This window comes from Ruminococcus sp. AF17-1AC (genome assembly GCF_003461385.1).
GTDB lineage: Bacteria > Bacillota > Clostridia > Oscillospirales > Ruminococcaceae > Hominimerdicola > Hominimerdicola aceti.
Genome location: NZ_QTWZ01000024.1, coordinates 1 through 21,594 on the forward strand (window position 1 = coordinate 1; position 21,594 = coordinate 21,594).

The 21,594-nt window shown below is 40.0% G+C and carries 23 protein-coding genes and 1 riboswitch; of the genes, 14 read left to right on the forward strand and 9 right to left on the reverse strand.

Annotated elements, in window-relative coordinates:
- Positions 1-25 precede the first annotated feature (25 nt).
- The gene (locus DWW81_RS13635; RefSeq protein ID WP_181982738.1) at positions 26-343 is read left to right on the forward strand and encodes a tyrosine-type recombinase/integrase; all 318 of its coding nucleotides are present in this window, start codon (positions 26-28) and stop codon (positions 341-343) included.
- 54 nt (positions 344-397) lie between these two features.
- On the opposite strand, the gene DWW81_RS11885 is transcribed toward DWW81_RS13635, so the two are convergent.
- The 8 genes from DWW81_RS11885 to DWW81_RS11920 form a co-directional block, all read right to left on the reverse strand.
- Positions 398-1,192, reverse strand: a complete 795-nt coding sequence (locus DWW81_RS11885; RefSeq protein WP_117898083.1) for an RloB family protein — start codon at positions 1,190-1,192, stop codon at positions 398-400.
- Positions 1,193-2,524, reverse strand: coding sequence for an ATP-binding protein (locus tag DWW81_RS11890; protein ID WP_117898082.1), 1,332 nt, complete (start codon positions 2,522-2,524; stop codon positions 1,193-1,195).
- A gap of 236 nt (positions 2,525-2,760) precedes the next feature.
- Positions 2,761-3,162 (reverse strand): 30S ribosomal protein S9, encoded by a 402-nt coding sequence (rpsI, locus tag DWW81_RS11895; protein ID WP_041337331.1) that lies wholly within the window; start codon positions 3,160-3,162, stop codon positions 2,761-2,763.
- Positions 3,163-3,178: 16 nt separating this feature from the next.
- Positions 3,179-3,607 (reverse strand): 50S ribosomal protein L13, encoded by a 429-nt coding sequence (gene rplM, locus DWW81_RS11900; protein ID WP_022287500.1) that lies wholly within the window; start codon positions 3,605-3,607, stop codon positions 3,179-3,181.
- Positions 3,608-4,000: 393 nt separating this feature from the next.
- The gene (locus tag DWW81_RS11905; RefSeq protein ID WP_117898081.1) at positions 4,001-4,207 is read right to left on the reverse strand and encodes a helix-turn-helix transcriptional regulator; all 207 of its coding nucleotides are present in this window, start codon (positions 4,205-4,207) and stop codon (positions 4,001-4,003) included.
- Positions 4,207-4,674: a hypothetical protein gene (locus DWW81_RS11910; RefSeq protein ID WP_117898080.1), complete on the reverse strand. Its 468-nt coding sequence runs from the start codon at positions 4,672-4,674 to the stop codon at positions 4,207-4,209. Before DWW81_RS11910 ends, DWW81_RS11905 begins: the two co-directional genes overlap by 1 nt.
- Positions 4,675-4,684: 10 nt before the next feature.
- Positions 4,685-5,185, reverse strand: a complete 501-nt coding sequence (locus tag DWW81_RS11915; RefSeq protein ID WP_181982965.1) for a hypothetical protein — start codon at positions 5,183-5,185, stop codon at positions 4,685-4,687.
- A gap of 199 nt (positions 5,186-5,384) precedes the next feature.
- The gene (locus tag DWW81_RS11920; RefSeq protein WP_117898078.1) at positions 5,385-6,149 is read right to left on the reverse strand and encodes a hypothetical protein; all 765 of its coding nucleotides are present in this window, start codon (positions 6,147-6,149) and stop codon (positions 5,385-5,387) included.
- Between the two features lie 211 nt (positions 6,150-6,360).
- Between DWW81_RS11920 and DWW81_RS11925 the strand changes: the two genes are divergently transcribed.
- From DWW81_RS11925 to DWW81_RS11965, 9 genes are all read left to right on the forward strand, one after another.
- The gene (locus DWW81_RS11925; RefSeq protein WP_022287505.1) at positions 6,361-8,343 is read left to right on the forward strand and encodes a toprim domain-containing protein; all 1,983 of its coding nucleotides are present in this window, start codon (positions 6,361-6,363) and stop codon (positions 8,341-8,343) included.
- A gap of 41 nt (positions 8,344-8,384) precedes the next feature.
- Positions 8,385-10,622 (forward strand): DNA topoisomerase (ATP-hydrolyzing) subunit A, encoded by a 2,238-nt coding sequence (locus DWW81_RS11930; RefSeq protein ID WP_117898077.1) that lies wholly within the window; start codon positions 8,385-8,387, stop codon positions 10,620-10,622.
- A gap of 129 nt (positions 10,623-10,751) precedes the next feature.
- A complete protein-coding gene (locus tag DWW81_RS11935) occupies positions 10,752-11,534 on the forward strand; it encodes a zinc ribbon domain-containing protein (RefSeq protein ID WP_117877756.1) in 783 nt (260 codons plus the stop codon).
- 127 nt (positions 11,535-11,661) lie between these two features.
- Entirely contained in the window at positions 11,662-13,488 is a 1,827-nt protein-coding gene (locus DWW81_RS11940; protein WP_117898076.1) for a PASTA domain-containing protein, read from the forward strand.
- Between the two features lie 129 nt (positions 13,489-13,617).
- The gene (gene pfkA, locus DWW81_RS11945) at positions 13,618-14,580 is read left to right on the forward strand and encodes a 6-phosphofructokinase (protein ID WP_117898075.1); all 963 of its coding nucleotides are present in this window, start codon (positions 13,618-13,620) and stop codon (positions 14,578-14,580) included.
- Positions 14,581-14,618: 38 nt separating this feature from the next.
- A riboswitch (THF riboswitch) is annotated at positions 14,619-14,720 on the forward strand.
- A 117-nt stretch (positions 14,721-14,837) separates the two neighbouring features.
- Positions 14,838-15,476: a folate family ECF transporter S component gene (locus tag DWW81_RS11950; RefSeq protein ID WP_117891797.1), complete on the forward strand. Its 639-nt coding sequence runs from the start codon at positions 14,838-14,840 to the stop codon at positions 15,474-15,476.
- A gap of 175 nt (positions 15,477-15,651) precedes the next feature.
- Positions 15,652-16,452 (forward strand): pyrroline-5-carboxylate reductase, encoded by an 801-nt coding sequence (gene proC, locus DWW81_RS11955; protein WP_046440540.1) that lies wholly within the window; start codon positions 15,652-15,654, stop codon positions 16,450-16,452.
- A gap of 50 nt (positions 16,453-16,502) precedes the next feature.
- Positions 16,503-17,096, forward strand: a complete 594-nt coding sequence (locus DWW81_RS11960; protein WP_117898074.1) for a stage II sporulation protein M — start codon at positions 16,503-16,505, stop codon at positions 17,094-17,096.
- 71 nt (positions 17,097-17,167) lie between these two features.
- Entirely contained in the window at positions 17,168-18,052 is an 885-nt protein-coding gene (locus DWW81_RS11965; protein WP_117877761.1) for a DUF624 domain-containing protein, read from the forward strand.
- A 44-nt stretch (positions 18,053-18,096) separates the two neighbouring features.
- On the opposite strand, the gene prfB is transcribed toward DWW81_RS11965, so the two are convergent.
- The gene (gene prfB / locus DWW81_RS11970; protein WP_117898073.1) at positions 18,097-19,215 is read right to left on the reverse strand and encodes a peptide chain release factor 2; all 1,119 of its coding nucleotides are present in this window, start codon (positions 19,213-19,215) and stop codon (positions 18,097-18,099) included.
- Positions 19,216-19,374: 159 nt separating this feature from the next.
- Here prfB and DWW81_RS11975 point away from each other — a divergent pair, with 159 nt between their 5' ends.
- From DWW81_RS11975 to rpsR, 4 genes are all read left to right on the forward strand, one after another.
- Positions 19,375-20,319: an RING finger protein gene (locus DWW81_RS11975; RefSeq protein ID WP_022287516.1), complete on the forward strand. Its 945-nt coding sequence runs from the start codon at positions 19,375-19,377 to the stop codon at positions 20,317-20,319.
- A gap of 130 nt (positions 20,320-20,449) precedes the next feature.
- Entirely contained in the window at positions 20,450-20,740 is a 291-nt protein-coding gene (gene rpsF, locus DWW81_RS11980) for a 30S ribosomal protein S6 (protein ID WP_022287517.1), read from the forward strand.
- A gap of 22 nt (positions 20,741-20,762) precedes the next feature.
- A complete protein-coding gene (locus tag DWW81_RS11985) occupies positions 20,763-21,287 on the forward strand; it encodes a single-stranded DNA-binding protein (RefSeq protein ID WP_022287518.1) in 525 nt (174 codons plus the stop codon).
- 46 nt (positions 21,288-21,333) lie between these two features.
- A complete protein-coding gene (gene rpsR / locus DWW81_RS11990; RefSeq protein WP_022287519.1) occupies positions 21,334-21,579 on the forward strand; it encodes a 30S ribosomal protein S18 in 246 nt (81 codons plus the stop codon).
- The last annotated feature ends 15 nt before the right edge of the window (positions 21,580-21,594 follow it).

A 21,594-nucleotide genomic window follows, 5' to 3' on the forward strand; every position in this document is an offset into this window, starting at 1 on the left:
TTTTATTATACTTTGATTGTTTTTTATGTGTCAAGTTTTATTATACAGGATTAAAAGGTGGTATGAGGACGGCAACGAGTATCTGCTCCATACTCCCGACGGCAAGCAGTTCATTTACCGCAACTACTATGATTCCTACTGGACACCTGTTATGGAACTGATTGGCTGCTCACACAAGCCACATGATACCTGTCATACGTGCATCTCGATGATGACCGAAAAAGAGGTATCACCTACGCTTATAAAGAAGATAGTCGGTCATTCGGGTGCAATGTCGCTGACCGAGAAAGTCTATACGCACGTTAATGTGCAGGAATTGTTAGAGGCTATCAATAGGATATAGGTATAAAGAAAAAACCGCTGGGGGAAGTGATCTCTCAGCGGTTTTGCTATGTACTCAATTACCTTCGTATTGGTCATCGATTTCTTTAATACTTTTTAATAATCTATAAACAGTTGAACCTAAATCAACAGGATAATCACATTTAGGCTCAGAATCTAGACATTCGGCACGTAAAATCGCACTATTTATAGCTTCTTTACTATATTTACTATAATACCTTGCATCGAAATGTTTATCCTTTTTTAGAGGAACTTTTAATGCAGTCAATCTTTCTCTAAAATGACTTGTTGATTCATAAGAATGCGAATCTTTTACAGCATAACCATAATCTTCTTCGTTTACATCATCGAAGTGAAGAAGAAGCCATAATTCGAAGAAAGGATTACTCACGGCATACTGATATTTATTATTATGGCATTCATTTAATACAGCGTTCCATTTGTCAAGGTTACTTTTGCCTTCACTGTCAACTATAGTTTGATCGGTATGATCGTCAACGTCCATTATCAACCAAAATTCATCTTGTTCATGTTTGTCAAAATCATAATCATCCTTATGTGTACTCTTAAAATCATTCATTTTATCAAGTAAGTTCTGCGGTTTAGAACTTGACACCTGTTTCTTCTCATCACTTGTTCTGTTTTTATCTCTTTTTTTGAGAGCTTCATCAATGACGTTTATGATTTTAACTTTTGAACCGATGTTTGCAAACACCATATTAATTATCTTTTCAAAGTATTCCCATTCAGTAACCGAACCTTCACAGGAAATGAAGATTAATTTGTCACTTGTTCTGCGTTTTGAACGTACAGGAGAGAAAGGGAGTGAGGACATTCGCTCAGTAGCCATTTATATGCCCTCCTTTATTACAGGGACGGCTCCAAATCTTCCGGCAAGATAATCTTTAAGAATATTATCTTCGTTCTTAATATCAAAATCAGAAAAAGGTTTTAATCTTGTTTCACCGTTTCTGTTCTTTTCAATAAACCATATTTCATCTTGTCTGAAATTGTTTAGACTAAGCAAATTCACATCATGTGTTGTGAATAAAAATTGAGTATTATATGATGAGTCGCCGATTGAGTTAACCAGGTATTTAGTTAACTTAGTGTGAAGGCTACGATCAAGTTCATCCACAATATAAATATTATGAGAATTATTATCTAATCTAAACAGTATCGGCAATAAGTCAAGCAAACGCTGTGTTCCATCAGATTCATCATCAATATCAAAATTAACTTTTTTTCGATTTAAAGAATGCTCAAACTTGATCTGGATAAGGGTTATTTTTCGTTTAATGCCCTCTTTAAAAATATAAAATTTGCCGTTTAAACTTATCATTCCGTTCTGAATTTCTTCAATTTCATGAATTACTTCACTTGGAATACCAAACTTTTCTTCAAATTCAGAAAGATCTAGAACATTCTCTGTTGTAGATACTCTATCGACGCCAGTGTCAAGAGAATGAAGTTTTTCAGACAAAAAGTCTCTAAATTGCTCATCTTTTTGAATCTTGATTGGCAATGCTTGAAGTTTAGTATTAGGATAGACAATCTGTAATTTCTTAAACCAAGAAATTACTATCCCTGCATAAGTAGATGCGTTTTCATATAATTTATATAAGAATAGCTGATCTGATTGTTTGCCTTTAATACTTTTAGTTAATAGATCTGCCAATCCTCTTTCAACGGATCCGGGTTCAGCATATGCATCAAATACAGTTATTTTTGTAGATAATTTTTGATTTGTTTTTCTTTCAAATAACAAATCAAATTGTTTAGAAGAATTTAAAATAGCAAGCCATTCCTCGTGAACATACGATCTATCTAAAGAAAAACCATAGTTATATACCTGGTTGTCAGCATATATCAAAAACTGGAAAGATGTAACGCCGTCAAGCTCAGAAATATTTCCTTTAAACTGGTTTACCTTCGTTACAGTTGCGTTTTTGGGGCCTTTTGTAATATAATCCTTTGCATAAGATAAAGAATCAATGAAAGAAGTTTTACCAGATGCATTTGGTCCGAAAAAAGCACCTCTTTTTAATACTTTCCATTTTCCAACAACAGTATCAATTTCTATGAGAAATCTATCATCAGAAGTATCTTCAGACGGAAGCATACTGAATTCAATATTGTTTCCGATTGACTTGAAGTTACTAACAGAATACCTTAACAGCACTATATACCACCTCCGATAATAGTATGCAACAATTATAGCTTAAAATTCTAATTATAGCATATTGTTCAGCCAAAATCAAGTTCTAATAAATAAGGCATTCACCGCAAGGGCAAATGCCTTAAATCTTTGTTAGTTACGTGTTAGTTACCGTCCGAAATTCACCATATTTCAGATAAATCCAAACCGAGCGAAACAGCGTAAATACGTGATTTTGAATACTCCCAGTAGGGATAAAATTATCTCTTTGAGAACTGTGGAGCACGTCTTGCGGCTTTGAGACCGTACTTCTTTCTTTCCTTCATTCTTGGGTCACGAGTGAGGAAGCCTTCCTTCTTGAGGAGAGGTCTGAACTCATCGCTAGCCTGAAGAAGAGCTCTTGAAAGACCGTGTCTGATTGCACCAGCCTGACCTGTTACTCCACCGCCTGTTACTGTGCAAACGATATCGTACTTATCCATTGTATCTGTTACAGCAAATGGCTGACGAACGATGAGCTTGAGTGTCTCAAGACCGAAGTAATCGTCAATGTCTCTGCCGTTGATTGTGATCTTACCTGTACCCTCGTAAACACGAACACGGGCAACAGAATGTTTTCTTCTACCTGTGCCATAGAAATATGGCTGCTTTGATTCGTACATCTAAATTGCTCCTTCCTTACAGTTCGTATTTAACAGGCTTCTGAGCAGCATTGTTATGCTCAGCACCCTTGTATACTCTGAGTCTCTTTGCAGCAGCTCTGCCAAGTGTGTTGTTAGGGAGCATACCCTCAACAGCAATTGTCATAGCTCTGTCTGACTGATTAGCCATCATATCTGAATACTTGATCTCCTTAAGACCGCCGATCCAGCCTGTGTGCCACTTGTAAGACTTCTGATCAAGCTTCTTGCCTGTGAGAACAGCCTTATCTGTGTTGATGATGATTACATGGTCGCCGCAGTCAGCGTGTGGTGCGTAAGTTGGCTTGTGCTTGCCACGAAGAATGTGAGCAGCCTTAGCAGCAACTCTACCGAGTGACTGACCTTCAGCGTCGAGAATATACCATGTGCGAGTAATGTCGCCTGCTTTTGGCATATAAGTTGACATATTATTTCCTCCATTCAGAATTTTAAAAAGTCTGTTCACAGCCGCATTTTTCGCCCTGTGAACTCACAACGTTGTCTATTATACAACAGCTTTTCACGATTGTCAATAGTCAAAACGTCGAATTTTTAATTTATATTCCTCATTCTCTTTAATTCTCTTCGTTTTGCTCCATTTCTCTCGATTTCTCACAATTCATTTCACTTTTGCCTTTTACACTAATATACACAGTAATATGGCGTAAACTAAAGATAATCATAGCATAAGCAACGTATATTCAATATTTATCTGTCTACGTTAGAATATGTGCTTATAAGTCTGTATTTGCATTTTCAGTATATGCTTTTCTTCTGCAACAAAATCCTGCAAACCGTCTGCTTTACTGTATTTTCAGCTTTATTCATTTTCAAATGAAAAAATATCCTCTACAGATACACCAAATACCTTTGCAATATCCATTGCAAGCTTTAGGGACGGATTGTATTGTCCTTTTTCAAGACGTATGATAGTTTCACGCCTGACGCCCACTTTTTCGGCAAGGTCACCCTGCTTCATGTCAAGCTTGGCACGATATTCCTTGAGTTTTGTTTTTAGCTCCGGCATTATTCGTCCTCCTCATCGGTGCTGAGCTTGCCCTCATGGTGGAGGAAAAATCCGCTTTCAAGTATCATATAACTGAACCAAAATATAATCCATACTTGATATAGTCTGTCGCTGTTTATCTTTATGGTTATACTTCCTTCCCAGAACATTGATATAAAGATCGCTACTGCTAATATTATCAAAAACATTTTTGTGATACTTTGATGTGCCTTGAGCATATTTTCTTTTGCCATTTCGTCCTCTTTGTCAACTTTCTGACAGCTTGCATACAGCCATATTACTGCAAATAAAACCGTCATAGCAGTCAACACAACGAATATCACCGTCGCCCATGTTGTATTATCAAGCTTGTAATGCTCCGCAGTGTTTTCAAATATCTCTGTGACAAGTATTGCAATTCCTGTTACCATACGCTTTTTGTGATATTCTCTCAGAGTTATCTTTTTCTTTTCTTTTTTCGCTTTCATTTTTTTCCCTCTAGTTCTCGTAATCATCGAATTTACTTTCAAAATACAGCCCTATAAAATTGTACACCGCATAGCAAAACCATATCAAGCCCGTGATAACATATTCGTTTAGTGTGACCTTAAATCTTCCTAAAATATCGGAAAACAAAGTCATAACTGAAATAAACAGGCAGGCAATCGTGAACAGGAACGTTATAAAAGTCTGATTGACCTTTGCTGTTGTCTGCTGAGTAAGCTCGTCATTTGTATCTCTTTTGCCAACCGTGGATATCATCTTTGTTATGCATATGGCGATCAGCGCAAGCGTTCCCAAAGATACGATAAGGTTTATCACATTGGTAAGTGTGTGCCCTTTCTTTATCGCAGGCAGCACCTTTTCCATAACCCAATAGAATATCCACATCGATCCACCCAGCGTGCCCAAAATACCCATCTGTCTGTAATACTTTTTGTATGATATTTTGTCTGTTTTTATCTCCGTTTTGTCATTCATTTCTACATCTTCTTTCATTTGTGATTTAAACAGCTGCATATATAAGGTGATTTATTTATCACCTTATGTGACAATAATATCACTTTCGCCTTGCAAAGTCAATAGAAAAGTGACAAATTTATCACCTTTGTGCATATACACAAATCGTGCCATATCAGTTTGTACACATTTATGTACACTGACAACAAAAAGAGCGGAACAAAGTCCGCTCATGAAATTATTCTGTTTGTGAATTCGAACTTTCTTCATTGCTGCTGTCGGTGTCGCTTTTATCTTCTGTGAATATCTCTTTGCATACAGCACTAAATTCATCGTCACGGAGTGAAACTTTATTTTTTATCACGTCTGAAATGGTGAATTTTCTGTAGGTGAAGCCGTCATATACTATTAAAAAGGAAATAGTGTAGTTATCAGAGCCATGTTTGCCTTTTACTGTTACTGTGTAGTTGTGACCGTCCTTTGTGCAGTCCCACTCAGCGTCATCGCCAAGGTATGAGGCTATACACTCGCCTATTATCTTTGGAGAGCTGCCTGAGAAGTTGTCAAGGCTTTGAACATAGCTGTTCTGTGCAGATACGAGCATATAGTCGTTGTCTATTTTTATGCTCTGCGTAAAACCATTCATGAACAGTGCAGCGATAATGAAAAATCCACACATTATTGCTTTATAAAGCTCTCTGCCGCAAAGCTTTTCACGCTTATAAACATAAAAAGGCGTTAGCCATACCCACTTGTAAAGGTGCTTTGCGTTAATGCCATGCTTTATAAGCTGTTTGCAATCTGCAATGGAACAGCCTATCATGAACAGCGGAACAAGTATCCAAAGAAAAGCTCCTGCGGTGGCAGAGTTTGCATAGTTTTCAAGAAACAAGCCGATAAGCGGAACAAAGCATATGAACCATATCAGCCCATTGTTAAGGGACATTGCTTTGGCAGAGTTTGAGTTGCTTTCGGTCTGCGGTGCATTTATCGTAATATCCATTTTGTCCTCCGATTTTTTTAAGCTACCTATATTATATAATATTTTTTTCAAATAATCAATAGCCTGTGTTTTTGTTTATTAGTAACAAAACAAATGTTCGGCTTTGCTCTGAAAAATGTTTAATTAATGTATTTACAAAATCGTTGACTTTGTGTTATAATATAATTTGTATGTAAAAAATTCTTCAGATCCGTAAGAAAGGAAATGAGAAATGGCAAATAAAAAGGAATATACAAATGAAGATATAGTATCCCTTAAGGGGGAGGACAGAGTAAGAAAGCGTCCTGCGGTAATATTCGGCTCTGACGGACTTGAGGGCTGTAAACATTCTGTTTTTGAAATTCTTTCAAACTCTATAGACGAGGCTCGTGACGGTCATGGCGATAAGATAATCGTTACAAAGTACAATGACGATTCTATCGAGGTGGAAGACTTCGGACGTGGTTGTCCTGTTGACTATAACCAGCGTGAGAAAAAATATAACTGGGAGCTTGTTTACTGCGAGCTTTATGCAGGCGGCAAGTATAATAATAACGGCGGAGATAATTATGAATATTCGCTGGGTCTTAACGGACTGGGTGCTTGTGCGACGCAGTATTCATCTGAGTTTATGGACGTCGAGGTTTTCCGTGACGGATATAAGTATGACCTGCATTTTGAAAAGGGAAGAAACGTTGGCGGTCTTAAAAAGGAAGAAACAAAGCAGAAAAAGACAGGTACAAAGACACATTGGCGACCTGACCTTGAAGTTTTCACTGATATAAAAATTGAGAACGAATATTTTGAGGACGTTCTGAAAAAGCAGGCTGTAGTAAACCCTAATATCACATTTATCCTGCGTATACAGCGTGAGAACAATTCTTTTGAAGAAAAGACGTTCTATTATGAGAATGGTATCGCCGATTATGTTGCAGAGATAGCAGGTGAAAAGCCTCTGACCTCGGTGCAGTTTTTCACAGGCGACCGCAAGGGTCGTGACCGTGAGGACAAGGACGATTACAAGGTAAAGCTTTCTGTGGCATTCACTTTTTCTAATCAGGTAAAATGTCTTGAATATTATCACAATTCAAGCTTTCTGGAACATGGTGGCTCACCGGAGGACGCTGTAAAGAGTGCTTTCACATCTCAGATAAATGCTTATCTTAAAAGCAACAACAAGTATCTGAAAAACGAAAAGCCTATTACTTTTCAGGATATCGAGGATTGTTTGGTGCTTGTTTCAAGTTCGTTTTCTACACAGACTTCATATGCCAATCAGACAAAGAAAGCTATCACAAACAAGTTTATCAAGGAGTGCATGACAGAGTTCTTGAAGCACAATCTCGAGATATACTTTATTGAAAATCCTGATGAAGCGGTGAAGATAGCAGAGCAGGTTCTTGTAAACAAGAGAAGCCGTGAAAAGGCTGAGAAGTCAAGAATAGACCTGAAGAAAAAACTTGCAGGTTCTATCGACCTTTCAAATCAGGTGCAGAAATTCGTTGACTGCCGTTCAAAAGATCTTTCACAGCGTGAGCTTTATATAGTGGAGGGCGATTCGGCGCTCGGTTCTGTTAAAATGGCAAGAAATGCAGAGTTTCAGGCTGTTATCCCTGTAAGAGGAAAGATACTCAACTGTTTGAAAGCTGACTATGATAAGATTTTCAAGAACGAGATAATCACAGATCTTATAAAAGTCATAGGCTGCGGCGTTGAGGTCAAGACGGGCAAGAACAAGGAGATATCCATGTTCAATCTTGACAATCTCCGTTGGAACAAAATAGTTATTTGTACCGATGCCGACGTTGACGGTTTCCATATCAGAACGCTTATACTCACAATGCTTTACAGACTTGTGCCGACCCTTATTGAAAAAGGATATGTTTATATTGCGGAGTCACCGCTCTTTGAGATAACGACTTCCGACAAGACTTACTTTGCATATGACGAGAACGAAAAGACAAAGATACTCAAAATGATAGGCAATAAAAAGTTTGATATCCAGCGTTCAAAAGGTCTTGGCGAGAACGAGGCTGAGATGATGAGCCTTACGACAATGGACCCTGCCACAAGACGTCTTATAAAGATAGAGCCTGACGATATCGAGCAGACACAGTGGATGTTCGATATGCTCTTGGGTGACGATCTGCAGGGAAGAAAAGATTTCATCACCAATAATGGTGTTGATTATCTTGATATGGCGGATATTTCATAATTTGCAGCTGATAAATATTTGTTGCAGAAAGGATAGATTTTATGGCAAGAAAAAAGGCAGAGCCTAAAAAGACTGCTAAACCAAATAATAACGCATATATCGAGGGCGCAGGACTTGTTGCAGACGAAAAGATAACAATGTCCCTTGAAAAGAACTATATGCCGTATGCCATGAGCGTTTTGGTATCAAGAGCGTTCCCAGAGATAGACGGCTTTAAGCCATCACACAGAAAACTGCTTTATACCATGTATAAAATGGGACTTTTAAACGGAAAGCTCACAAAGTCTGCCAATATCGTTGGTGCGACCATGAGGCTCAATCCTCACGGCGACGGTGCTATATATGAAACCATGGTAAGACTTTCACAGGGCAATGAAGCACTTTTGCACCCATATGTAATGAGTAAGGGTAACTTCGGTAAGGCATATTCAAGAGATATGGCGTATGCTGCCTCACGATACACTGAGGCAAAGCTCATGCCTATCTGTCAGGAGCTTTTCGGAGATATAGACAAGGACACTGTGGATTTTGTTCCTAACTATGATAACACCACCACAGAGCCGACCTTGCTTCCTGCTACTTACCCGTCAATACTTGTTAATGCAAACGTTGGTATAGGCGTTTCTATGGCTTCATCAGTTTGTCCGTTCAATCTCAGCGAGGTTTGCGAGACAACTATCGGACTTATGAAAAATCCTGATTTTAACGCTCTTGAAACGCTGAAAGGGCCTGACTTTCCGGGAGGTGCTTCACTTCTCTATGATGAGGAGGAGCTTGATAAGATATACCGCACAGGAAAAGGCTCTGTTAAGCTGAGAGCAAAATATCAGTATGACAAGGAGTCAAGGTGTCTTGAGATCGTTGAGATACCTGCCACTACCACAGTTGAAGCAATAATCGAGAAGATAATTGCTCTCGTTAAGGCAGGCAAGATAAGAGAGGTATCATATATCCGTGATGAAACGGACATTAACGGTCTGAAAATAGGTATAGATATCAAAAAGGGCGTAGACCCTGACAAGCTTATGCAAAAGCTATATAAGCTGACGCCGCTTCAGGACTCGTATTCATGCAATTTCTATATACTTGTTCACGGCTATCCAAGAATAATGGGCGTTTATGATATAATTAAAGAATGGGTAGCGTTCAGAATGGATTGCGTTAGACGCAGAACAAGCTTTGACCTTGCAAAGAAGAAAGACAAGCTTCACCTTCTGAAAGGTCTTGGAAAGATACTCCTTGATATAGACAAGGCTATAAAAATAATCAGGGAGACAGAGGAAGAAACAGAGGTCGTTCCTAACCTTATGGTTGGATTCGGCATTGACGAGATACAGGCTGATTATGTGGCTGAAATAAAGCTCAGACACCTTAACCGTGAGTATATCCTCAAAAGAACTGCCGAAACTGAGGACCTTGAAAAAGCTATTGCAGAGCTTGAAGATATTCTTGGAAGCGACAGAAAAATAAAGAATATCATCATATCTGAGCTTAAAGAGGTCTCAAAGAAATATGGTCAGCCAAGAAAAACTCAGTTCTATTATAAGACTGATGTCGAGGAGATAGACATAGAGGACGATATTCCTGACTATGCCTGCAAGCTTTTCCTATCTCAAAGCGGTTATTTCAAGAAATGTACTCCGCAATCACTGAGAATGGCAAGCGAGCAGAAGTATAAAGAGGGCGACGGTCCGCTTCAGGAAATGGAAAGCACCAACAAAACGGAGCTTCTGTTCTTCTCTGACAAGGCGGCTGTGTATAAGACCAAGGTATCGCAGTTTGCCGACACAAAGGCAAGCTCTCTTGGCGACTATATTCCTGCAAAGCTTGGTTTTGATGACGGTGAGGGCGTTGTGTCCATGGTGAATACTGTAGATTATTCGGGCTATATGATATTTTGTTTTGAAAACGGAAAGGTGGCAAAAGTGCCGCTCAATGCCTATGAAACAAAGACCAACAGAAAGAAGCTTGCCAATGCTTATTCTGCAAAGGCTAAGCTTGTGGGAATGTTCTTTGTGCAGGATAACGCTGAGATAATGCTTCGCACAACTAACGGCAGAGCAATGATATTTGATACAGCACTTCTTATGCCTAAGTCCACGAGAGATACTATAGGTGTTCAGGTCATGACACTTAAAGCGAAGAATGCAGTTGTTGATAAGGCATTTATCGTTGACGATGAGACAGCAGCAGGCCTTTCAAAATATCGCAGCAAAACGATACCTGTTGCAGGCTGTTTTGCAAAGGATATCGAAGACCCTGACCAGATGCACTTCTGATATATGTTTTTTACAGCGGATAGACTCCTGTCCGCTGTTTTTCGTTTGTTGACTTTTTACAGAGATTATGGTATACTTGTTTTGAAAAAGTGTGCAAATGCACGGATGTTGCAAAAGGGAGTTGTTTTTATGGAGTGTCCTAAATGCCACAAGTCAGTTGACGATGATGACATTTTCTGTCCTAACTGTGACACAAGATTAAGACCAGACAAAAATACATCTATCATGAAGCGTTTCAAAAAGCAGAATAAACCGCTAAATGTGGAAATAGTGGGTGAGAAAAAACATAAATTGTCTGAAAGCAAGCTCAAGCTTATTCTTATAACGGTGGCGGTAGTGCTTCTTGTGGTGCTTGTCGTCCTTATCGTTGTAAATATTATAAGCGGAAAGGGTGAAAACACCGCTGAGAGCATTTCTGAATATATCGGCGTAGATGTTGCAAAGGCTCAGAAAAAGCTTGATATGCACTTTAAGGACGAATCGGCTTTTCAGGGAGTGAACAATGCACTGAATTTTGATTATATCATTGAGTCTGATGACAGTGTTAATGTTGATGGCATAAATTATCCTGAATGGGCGGCGCTTGTTACTGTTGATGATGAAGAACGCATACAAACTGTAAAATATTCAAATTTCAAGGTGCTTAAAAACAATGCAAACGGTGAAAAAAAGAGTAAAGCTATCAACCTTGATAAGTTTGAACAAGGAGCAAAGTGGAGTAGTTTGTCAGATGCCATAGACCTTGAATATTACGGCATCGTATGGTCAAAAGACACTAAAAATTATATATACCGCTATTGGTATGAGAATGACGCAGGCGATGATCAGCCTGTGGTGCTTAATGTAACGTTCGATACGGATAATAAGTATCTGTATTATTCTTCTACGCTTATTTATCCTGAGTATTTGTAAAAGGGTCATAATGTTACAAAAGAAATACAAATTGTTGCGTAAATTCTACAATTTCACAAAAAAACTTGACTTATGCTTGGTTTGTTGCTAATATAAATTGATGAATAACGTAAAAAGGAGGTTCGGTATGGATCCTAGTACTAAATTATGTATGGGCTGTATGAACGAACTTGGTTCTGACGGTCGCTGTCATTATTGTAGCTATACCGACGATATCCCGCATTTACAGGCTTATCTTGCACCGAGAACAGTGCTTGACAACAGATATATAGTCGGAAAAATGCTTTCATATAATGGTGAGGGTGCGTCTTACATTTGCTACGATATGGTTGGCAAATGCAAGTGTGTGGCAAGAGAGTATATGCCTGACACTCTTTGCGAAAGAGATAGCGAAAGTCAGCGACTTGTGGTGAATCCAGATTGTCTGGCTAAGTATAAGACATTTATGTCTGAGTTTGCAGACGTGAACAAAGTTCTTTCACGCATGAGAAATCTTCAGCATATCGCCACGGCAAAGGATATGTTTTGCGAGAATAATACGACATATGTCATACTCGAATATGTTGAGGGCGTGACGCTAAAGAAATTTTTACAGTCAAATACAGGTTTTCTCACATGGGAACAGGTCAAAAAGCTTTTTGTGCCATTGTTTACAACATTGAGCATTATACATAATGCAGGTATCATACACAGGGGAATATCTCCTGAAAATATTATTGTTACAACTGATTGTGAGCTTAAACTTACAGGCTTTTGCATAAGTTCTATAAGAACATCTAATACAGGGCTTTCTCCTGAGTTCTATTCAGGATATACCGCCCCTGAGCAATATTCTTCGTTAGAATGGCAGGGCACATGGACTGACGTTTATGCACTTGCTGCAGTTCTTTATAGAATACTAACAGGCTGTATGCCCCTTGACGCTTATACCCGTACAAAGAATGATACTATGGTCGAAGCTTGCAGAGTCAATCCGAGAATACCACAGCATATCTCACGAGTTCTTTCAAGAGCTATGAGAGTTCGTGGCGAAGAAAGAATACAGACAGTTTCAGAGCTTGTTACTGCACTTTTTGAGCAGCATACAACGCATATGGAACACCCTAAGGGTTCAACTCAGACTATTCCTATACAGCATGTTCCAAGACAAAGAACGCAGTCAAGGCAAATGCCACAGCAGACTCGTGAGGAAGAAAAGCCTAAGAATAAAACGGCTACGATAATAGGCTGGACGGTGCTTGTGATAGTGCTTTTGCTTTCAGTTTTTCTGCTATATGAGTTGTTTTCAGGTCCGTCGGACAGCAATAATGATTCGTCTGAGGATAAGGTCATTTCTTCTGATGATGCAGATGCAGTTGACAGCGAGGTATTCGTTTACAGCACCACAGTTGCTACGCCTAAGGTGACTGATACTGAAAGTCAGTCAGAATATGGCTATGGCGCTATAATGCCTAACGTTGTGGGTCTGGAATACAATACTGTTGTAAAACAGCTAGGTGAGGATTTTACTATCAAGGCTGAATATTATTATTCTGATGTTGACGATAAGGACGTTGTTAAAGAGCAGAGCATACCAGAGGGTACTGATTTTGATCCGTCTTTGAAAAATGAGCTTGTTCTTAAAGTATGTGCAGGCCCTGAAAATGTTCCTGTTCCTGATTTCTCTGGCCTGTCAAAGAAGGCTTACCTTGAGCTGCTTGATTCTTATAATATCAAGTATAAGGTCGTTACCGATTTCTCAAGCTCTGTTTCTGCAGGATATGTTATGGCGACAAGCGTTAATGTTGGAAACACTGTGAATGTTAAAAATGGTGATGTGCTTACAGTTACAGTTTCCGCAGGTCTTGTGACTACTACGACCACTACAACAAAGGCAACAGAGCCTAAGCCTGATACGAACACAGGCAGCTCTTCTGAAACAACACCAGCTCCGGCTGTTGTGCCTACTGAATAACGAAAACGTTTAATAAAATGTTAAAAAACAAACAAAGCCCTTGACAATTCAGGGGCTTTGTGCTATGCTCATTATAGATTATTAGGAAAGTAACAGGATAAATTGTTTCCTGGTTTGGAGGTATTTTACATGGCTAAGAAAATTGGTGTACTTACCAGCGGAGGAGATGCTCCGGGTATGAACGCTGCTGTCAGAGCAGTATGCAGAGCTGGTCTTGCAAAGGGTATGGAAGTCGTAGGTATCCTCAGAGGATATAACGGCCTTCTTAACGGTGAATTTATTGAGATGAATGCAAGAACTGTTTCAGGAATAATCCAGAGAGGCGGTACTTGTCTTTATACTGCAAGATGTCCTGAATTCAGAGATATCGAGGGTTTAAAGAAGGGCAGAGATAAGTGCCTTGAAATGGGTCTTGACGGTATCGTAGTTATCGGTGGTGACGGTTCATTCAGAGGTGCGGCTGACCTTTCAGCACAGGGTATCCCATGTATCGGTCTGCCTGGTACTATAGACAACGATATTTCATGCACAGAATATACTATCGGTTATGACACAGCTATGAACACAGCTATGGAAATGATCGATAAGATCAGAGATACAGCACAGTCACATGACAGATGTTCAGTAGTTGAGGTAATGGGCAGAAACGCTGGTTACATTGCTATCAACGTTGCTGCTGCTGTAGGCGCTGAGGCTGTTATCACACCTGAGAAGCCTTATGATCTCAATGCTATTGCTCAGAAGATGGAGCAGACAAAGAAGTCAGGCAAGACACATTTCATCATCGTGGTTGCTGAGGGCGTTGGCAAGACAGAGTATATCACAAGAACTCTTCAGGATCTTACCGGTATCGAATCAAGAGCTACTATTCTCGGCCACGTTCAGAGAGGCGGCTCTCCTACAGTAAGAGATAGAGTTGTTGCAACTGAAATGGGTTACCACGCTGTTGAACTGCTTGAACAGGGCATTGGCAACAGAGTTGTTGGTATGAAGGACAACAAGATATATGATGTAGATATTCAGGAAGCGCTTTCAATGAAGAAGCCTTTCGAGGATGAACTTTACAAGATCCTCAATGAAACTGCATTCTAATTTTTCACGAGGTCTGAGTCTTTAAGACTTTGACATATTACAGAGTAGAAAACTGAGCGTTAAGTGTCCGTCGGACGGGGAGTTGCCGTCGGAACGAAAAAGGCAGAACCTTTGCGGTTCAGTTTTCGCATCCCGCTGAATGTGTAATTGAAGCTTTTTATAGCGGCTCTGCACATCCCGCATGGGTAGTGTGCAGAGCTGTTTTTATGCTCCGTTATGCACAAAGCGATAAGCTCGCAGAATAAGGAGGTAAATTTATGAAGAGCTTCGGAAGAATGTTCTATGACTCTTTCAAGTCACTGAAAGATCTTAGAACATTGACAACAACTGGAATATTGATAGCATTGGCGTTTGCTATCAGATCATTTTCCATTGAGGTAACGCCTGACTTGAGGATCGGTTTCACATTTCTTGCGACCTGTACTATAGGTATGCTTTACGGACCTGTGGTATGCGGAATGTCTACATTTGTCCTTGACTTTCTGGGATACATAGTGCAGAACAAATCCCCGAGAGCCTACAGCCCACAGCTTGCAATGGTAGTTATTATTTCAGGTATCATCTACGGCTGTCTGTTGTATAAGTGCGATTTTAACAACAAAAAGCTTCAAAGCTACATAAGGATCGCAATTGCAAGAGGAAGTGTTATACTTTTCTGTAATATAGGACTTAATTCTTATTTCCTGTATACACTTTATGTAAACAAGACTTTTGGCATCACAAACCTCACCAAAGAAGGAATGAGTGGTTTTCTCACATACTGCACACCGAGAATAGCGAAAAATCTTATCCAGCTCCCTGTGGATCTGATCTTGCTCATGATATTCCTGCCTGCTGTGAAGTTTGCTTATGAAAAAGTAAGAACACAGTTTGGACATAAAGCTACAAATACATGATTTAAAGCAGCGGCAGAAATGTCGCTGCTTTTTGCGTGAAAATATACAATAAAAATGGGGTGCTAATGTGAAATTTAGGTGAAACACTTGAAATTTGCAGAGATTTAGTGTATAATTAAAATTAAGTTATTTTTAAGGCAGACTTATGCCTTTTATTCAGAAAGGTCTTGAGTGTATGATAAATGTTGGTTTTATCGGTGCAGGAAATATGGGCTATGCTATCATGAAAGGCATTGCAGGCAGTAAAATGGGTAAGGATATTCAGCTTTACGCTTTTGATAAATATGCTCCGATACTTGATAGACTTGACGAGCTTGGAACAGTAAAATGTTCAGGCTGTGCAGAGGTAGTTGAAAAGTCAGAATATGTTTTTCTTGCAATTAAGCCTCAGCAGCTTGACGAGGTGCTTGATGAGATAGCTCCTGCGGTAACGAAAGATACGGTCATAGTTTCTATCTGCGCAGGCATTACAGATGATTATATCGCTTCAAAAACTGTGGCTGGCGCAAAGGTAGTGCTTGTTATGCCAAACACTCCTCTTCTTCTTGGGGAGGGCGCAACTGCTCTTTCACGCTCTGACAGCGTAACAGATGAGGAGTTTGAGCTTGTTTGCAATATCTTTGGCTCATGCGGTATGTATGCCGTCATATCCAAGGATAAAATGAAAGAGATAATAGCAATAAACGGTTCATCTCCTGCTTTTATCTATCTGTATGCTCAGGCATTCGTAGAGTATGCAAAGAGCGTTGATATTGATGAAACAGTTGCAAGAGATCTTTTTGCAAAGTCGCTTATCGGCTCTGCAAAAATGATAACTGACAGTGGCAAGTCACTTGACGAGCTTATTGAAATGGTATCATCAAAGGGTGGCACAACTATCGCTGGTCTTGAAAAGCTCCGTGAGGGCGGTCTGCCAAAGGCAGTTGAGGACTGCTGCAAGGCTTGCACTAAGAGAGCTTACGAGCTTTCAAAATAGTTATTTTTTCTGCACCGTGGCATATACATTACTCAAAGGAGTGATGTATAATGAACAGCGGGACAGGCATATACAAAAGCGGAGTTCTTGCATTTTTTGCAGGAGCTATCCTGATCGGTGCGCTTTTGGGTGCTGTTACTTTTTGCTTTATGGGCAGCGACGAGCTTTCAATGCTGTCGGTGTTTTCAAACAGCTTTGTTGACGTGAGGTCGTCAGGTGATCTTGAAGAAATTCTTGTGAGGTCTTTTTTCAGTTCGACTGTTTTTTTAGCAGTTGTGTTTTTGTCAGGTTTTTCTTCACTTGGACAGCCTTTAGCTGTTGCAGTATTGCTGTTGCGTGGCATGGGCTGGGGTGTTGCAATGTCTCAGCTTTACAGCATTTACGGCGGACATGGTGCATTACTTTCAGCGATGTTTGTACTTCTTCCTGCGGTCATAACAGCGGCGGCACTTATGATAGCCGCAAGGGAAGCTGTCGCTATGTCAAATATCCTGCTGTGCATTGTTTTTTCTGAAGGACAGCATAGCGGTCTGCGACGGACGGTGCGGCTTTATGCTGTTAAGTTTCTTGTGCTTGAAGCGGCGGCGGCTGTTGCGGCTGCGCTTGAATGTCTGCTGACGATTATTTTTGCAGGACGAATTTAGTATACAGTATACAAAGAATGAAATAAAATTCGGGGCAATTTCGGGGACTATTAATTTTAAGGAGCGGTGTAATGTCTTTATTTGGTAATTACAATACCCCTGGCAGAGGTGTGCTTAAAGCGCCTCAGGAGAAAAAGGGTATTTTTAAGTTTTTTGAAGTCTATGGCAGGCATATGTGGAAGCTTATGGAGCTTAATTTGCTGTATTTCGTTTTCTGCATACCGCTGACGCTTACGGTTATACTTATGCTTATGACATCAAATCCAATATGGCTCTTACTGGCGATACCGTCAGTATTGGTAGGACCTGCAACGGCTGCAATGACAAAGGTTTGCCGAAATTATTCTCAGGAAAGAAATGCGTTTCTGCTACATGATTTCTGGGATTCTTTCAAGAAAAATTTCAAGCAGGGCACTATCATGGGTGCCATAGATATCATCTTCGCTATAGGATTTATGGTCGGGATTCCAATGTATAAATATTGGGCAGAGCAGAACTCCATGATATACATTCCATTTGTTATCTGCATAAGCTGTCTTATCGTATTCTTCATGATGCACTTTTACATCTATCTTATGATAAGCTCCACTAACCTTAACATGAAGCAGATAATAAAGAACTCGTTTTATCTTGTGAGTCTTGGCATAAAGCAGTCTCTTTGGTCACTTCTGGTATCGCTTATCGTTATTGTTATGATGTATCTTTTCCTGCCGTATTCTCTGTTCATATTGCCATTTTGGCCTCTTTCGTTCATATGCTTCGTGACTTGCTTCAATTGTTATCCTGTTATCAGAAAACACGTTATCCAGCCTTACTACGATCAGCGTGGTGAAAGCAATCCTGAGTTTGCATATAAGGATGCAGATCCTGACGAACAGCTCTTTGAGGATAGAGCGGCTGAAGAAACTCCTGTCAAGACCAAAGAGAGCAGAAAAAAAGGCAAAACAATCTCATAAAAACATAAGGACAGCTCGTTTGAACTGTCCTTTTTTTATGCTAATTATTTTTCGATCTCGCCAAGTGAAAGCGCTTTGAGATAAGCGTTTATGAAACCGTCAAGGTCGCCGTCCATAACAGCGTTTACATTGCTGTTTTCAAAACCCGTTCTGTGATCTTTTACAAGAGTGTATGGCATGAAAACATAGGAACGTATCTGAGCACCCCATGCGATCTCTTTCTGAACACCCTTGATATCCTCTATCTTCTCTAGATGTTCACGCTCTTTTATTTTGATAAGCTCTGCTTTGAGCATTTTCATTGCATAATCCCTGTTCTGGAACTGTGAACGCTGCGTCTGGCATGATGTAACGATACCCGTTGGTATGTGGGTAAGTCTTACGGCTGATGACGTTTTGTTGATGTGCTGTCCGCCTGCACCGCTTGCACGATAAACGTCCATTTTAATGTCCTCAGGACGGATATCTACTTCGATTGTATCGTCTATTTCAGGCATAACGTCCACCGCTGAGAATGACGTGTGTCTGCTTCCTGAGCTGTCGAAAGGTGAGATACGCACAAGTCTGTGTATTCCTGCTTCGCTTTTAAGATAGCCATAAGCGTTTTCACCCTCCACGATAACGGAGGCGCTCTTCATGCCAGCCTCTGAACCCTCGAGATAATCAAGAGTAGTCATTTTGAAGCCGTGGCTTTCACACCATTTATGATACATCCTGAAAAGCATTTCGCTCCAATCCTGTGCCTCAGTTCCGCCTGCTCCTGCATGAAAGTTGATGATAGCGTTGTTGTGATCATACTCGCCTGTGAGCAGAGTGTCAAGCTGTGCGGCGTCAAGACCCTCTTTTAGAGTTTTAAGCTCAGACTGTATTTCGTCGATCATGTCCTCGTCACCCTCATCGGCTGCCATTTCAATAAGCACTTCGATGTCTTCAAATGACGACTTGAATTTATTGTATTTTTCCAGTTTGCCCTCAAGATTTCTTGTTTCCTGCAAAACCTTCTGCGATTTCTCCATGTCGTCCCAAAAATTAGGTTCTGCGGCTTTTTCGTGAAGCTCTGCGATCCTTTCCTGAGAACGTTCAATATCGTATACGTCATGTAGCTCGCTGATGATAGGTCTAAGAGCTTCAAGCTCTGACTTTAAGTTTTCTAAAAATACCATATCTTTTTCTCCTTATTTTATATCATTATATATTATAAAACTTTTTTTGTGAAAAGTAAAGGAAAAATATAAAAAAACTATAGCATTTTCCTGAAAGTTGTGCTATAATGTTATCTAAAGGCTTTAAAAAGCCTGTTTCAGCAAGAAAGGAAACCTGATATGGCTAATTATACAGGAAAAAAATGCTTTTCCTGCGGAGAAGTATTCAAAGATGGTGACGATATAGTTGTATGTCCTGAGTGTGGCACGCCTTATCATCGTGAGTGTTATCTCAAAGAAGGAAAGTGCATAAATGACGCTTTGCATGAAAGTGGTCAGAGCTGGGAGCAAACTCAGGAGAGTGTAGAAAGTGAGAATATACGCTGTATACGCTGCGGTTTTGAAAATCCGCCTGACAAGCTATTTTGTGAAAAGTGCGGAACACCGCTTACGAAAAATGATACTGAGGAACGTCCATTCAACGACATGGACACGCAAAATAACGCTCAGCAGACCGGCCCTGACGGACAGCCTTACGGTCCGTTTGGCAGACAGGTTGTATTTGATAAGGACTCAGATCTTGAAGGCATTAAACTAGATGACTATGCGAAATTTGTAAAGACAAATCCGCTCATATTTTTGTCTAACTTTATACGTTTTGGTAAATTTGGTGGAAAGATTTCCATAAACTTTGCGGCTTTCCTTTTTCCACACCTGTATTTTCTGTTTAGAAAAATGAATCTTGTGGGTATCATCATGCTTGTGGCTACGGCACTGCTCAATATCCCTACTGCGATAGAATATCTTAGTGCAGGAACAATGGGTTTCTCGCTTGATATCGGCATCGATGTGACTGGAAGGGTTTTTCAGGGCATTTCCGCTGCGACATGGTATGTTTCAATGGCACTTCAGTTTGTGGCAGGCTTTTTCGGCAATTATATGTATTATAAGTTTGCACAAAAAAAGATCCGTGAGATAAGGTCGGAGGACGGCACTGAGCAGGAGATAGCCGAAAAGATAGTAGCAAAGGGCGGTACGTCATGGGGTGCTGTTATTCTTGGCTTTGCCGTTTATTCTGCGATAGTTGTGTTTGGCATTTTTGGTGTTACAAAGATATTTGCATGATTTTACAAAAAGTTCATAAAAAAGTGCAAATGAGCCTTGACAGATAATCGGTATTGTGTTATAATAATTGAGTTATCCTTGCTTGTGCAAATTGCGGCACAGGCGAAATCCAAAAGGAGGTGCAAATGCAATGGCAAAAATTAATGAGTCTTATGAGGCTATGGTAATTTTCAGCTCTAAGCTTGACGAGGAGGCTGTAAACACACTCACAGCTAAGTTCAATGACTTGATCGAGGCTAACGCAAGCGACGTTACACTTAGTAATTGGGGCAAGCGTAAGCTGGCTTATGCTATCAATTATGAAACAGAAGGTACTTATGTACTGTGGTCATTCACATCTACGCCTGAGTTTCCAGCTGAGCTTGAGAGAATTCTTGGTATCACAGACGGCGTGATCCGTTTCTTAGTAACGGTCAAGTAAAACTGCGAAAGAGGGAAAAGTTATGCTTAACAGAGTTATTTTAATGGGTAGGATCACTCAGGATCTTGAAGTAAGACAGACTCCTAGTGGAAATGCAGTTTTGAGATTCAATGTTGCAGTTGACAGACCAGTTCGTCAGGGTGCTGAAAGGCAGACTGATTTTATTACTTGCACTGCTTGGGGGCAGAGAGCTGAATTTATCAACAGATACTTTTCAAAGGGCAGAATGATCGCTCTTGAAGGTCAGATAAGAACAGGTTCTTATGATGACAAGAATGGTGTAAAGCATTATACAACTGAGGTCAATGTTGACAGTGTGTCTTTCACAGGTGAACCAAAACAGCAGGGAGCAGGTAACTATTCCAATAACTACGGAAATGGTGGTTATCAGCAGAATAATTACCAGCAGAACAATGGTGGATATTCACAGCCTGCAAACAATTCTAATCAGAATAACTATAACAATGCTCCATCAAATGACGCTTTGTCCATTGGTGACCTTGATGATTTTGAAGAAGTATTGACCGATGACGGAGTACCGTTCTAAGCAGAGGAGTTTTGAAAAAATATTTCTCTAAGGAGGGAAATTTACCATGGAAAAGGAAAGAAATACAAGCAGACCTATGAAGAGAGGTCGTAAGAAGGTTTGTATGTTCTGTGCAGACAGAGCTGAAAAGATCGACTATAAGGATATCGCAAAGCTTAGAAAGTGCATGACAGAGAGAGCTAAGATCCTCCCTAGACGTGTAACTGGCACTTGTGCTTATCATCAGAGAGAACTTACAACAGCTATCAAGAGAGCACGTCATGTGGCACTTCTTCCATATGTAGCTGACTAATAGTGTTTTCTATTT

Coding starts and splice junctions, on each gene's coding strand:
- proC (WP_046440540.1), top strand. CDS start 15,652: ATGATAAATGTTGGTTTTATCGGTGCAGGAAATATGGGCTATGCTATC.
- rpsR (WP_022287519.1), top strand. CDS start 21,334: ATGGAAAAGGAAAGAAATACAAGCAGACCTATGAAGAGAGGTCGTAAG.
- pfkA (WP_117898075.1), top strand. CDS start 13,618: ATGGCTAAGAAAATTGGTGTACTTACCAGCGGAGGAGATGCTCCGGGT.
- DWW81_RS11925 (WP_022287505.1), top strand. CDS start 6,361: ATGGCAAATAAAAAGGAATATACAAATGAAGATATAGTATCCCTTAAG.
- DWW81_RS11910 (WP_117898080.1), bottom strand. CDS start 4,674: ATGAAAGCGAAAAAAGAAAAGAAAAAGATAACTCTGAGAGAATATCAC.
- DWW81_RS11885 (WP_117898083.1), bottom strand. CDS start 1,192: ATGGCTACTGAGCGAATGTCCTCACTCCCTTTCTCTCCTGTACGTTCA.
- DWW81_RS11920 (WP_117898078.1), bottom strand. CDS start 6,149: ATGGATATTACGATAAATGCACCGCAGACCGAAAGCAACTCAAACTCT.
- DWW81_RS11950 (WP_117891797.1), top strand. CDS start 14,838: ATGAAGAGCTTCGGAAGAATGTTCTATGACTCTTTCAAGTCACTGAAA.
- DWW81_RS11915 (WP_181982965.1), bottom strand. CDS start 5,185: ATGAAAGAAGATGTAGAAATGAATGACAAAACGGAGATAAAAACAGAC.
- DWW81_RS11930 (WP_117898077.1), top strand. CDS start 8,385: ATGGCAAGAAAAAAGGCAGAGCCTAAAAAGACTGCTAAACCAAATAAT.
- DWW81_RS13635 (WP_181982738.1), top strand. CDS start 26: ATGTGTCAAGTTTTATTATACAGGATTAAAAGGTGGTATGAGGACGGC.
- DWW81_RS11985 (WP_022287518.1), top strand. CDS start 20,763: ATGCTTAACAGAGTTATTTTAATGGGTAGGATCACTCAGGATCTTGAA.
- rpsF (WP_022287517.1), top strand. CDS start 20,450: ATGGCAAAAATTAATGAGTCTTATGAGGCTATGGTAATTTTCAGCTCT.
- prfB (WP_117898073.1), bottom strand. CDS start 19,215: ATGGTATTTTTAGAAAACTTAAAGTCAGAGCTTGAAGCTCTTAGACCT.
- DWW81_RS11965 (WP_117877761.1), top strand. CDS start 17,168: ATGTCTTTATTTGGTAATTACAATACCCCTGGCAGAGGTGTGCTTAAA.
- DWW81_RS11905 (WP_117898081.1), bottom strand. CDS start 4,207: ATGCCGGAGCTAAAAACAAAACTCAAGGAATATCGTGCCAAGCTTGAC.
- DWW81_RS11940 (WP_117898076.1), top strand. CDS start 11,662: ATGGATCCTAGTACTAAATTATGTATGGGCTGTATGAACGAACTTGGT.
- DWW81_RS11975 (WP_022287516.1), top strand. CDS start 19,375: ATGGCTAATTATACAGGAAAAAAATGCTTTTCCTGCGGAGAAGTATTC.
- DWW81_RS11960 (WP_117898074.1), top strand. CDS start 16,503: ATGAACAGCGGGACAGGCATATACAAAAGCGGAGTTCTTGCATTTTTT.
- DWW81_RS11935 (WP_117877756.1), top strand. CDS start 10,752: ATGGAGTGTCCTAAATGCCACAAGTCAGTTGACGATGATGACATTTTC.
- rpsI (WP_041337331.1), bottom strand. CDS start 3,162: ATGTACGAATCAAAGCAGCCATATTTCTATGGCACAGGTAGAAGAAAA.
- rplM (WP_022287500.1), bottom strand. CDS start 3,607: ATGTCAACTTATATGCCAAAAGCAGGCGACATTACTCGCACATGGTAT.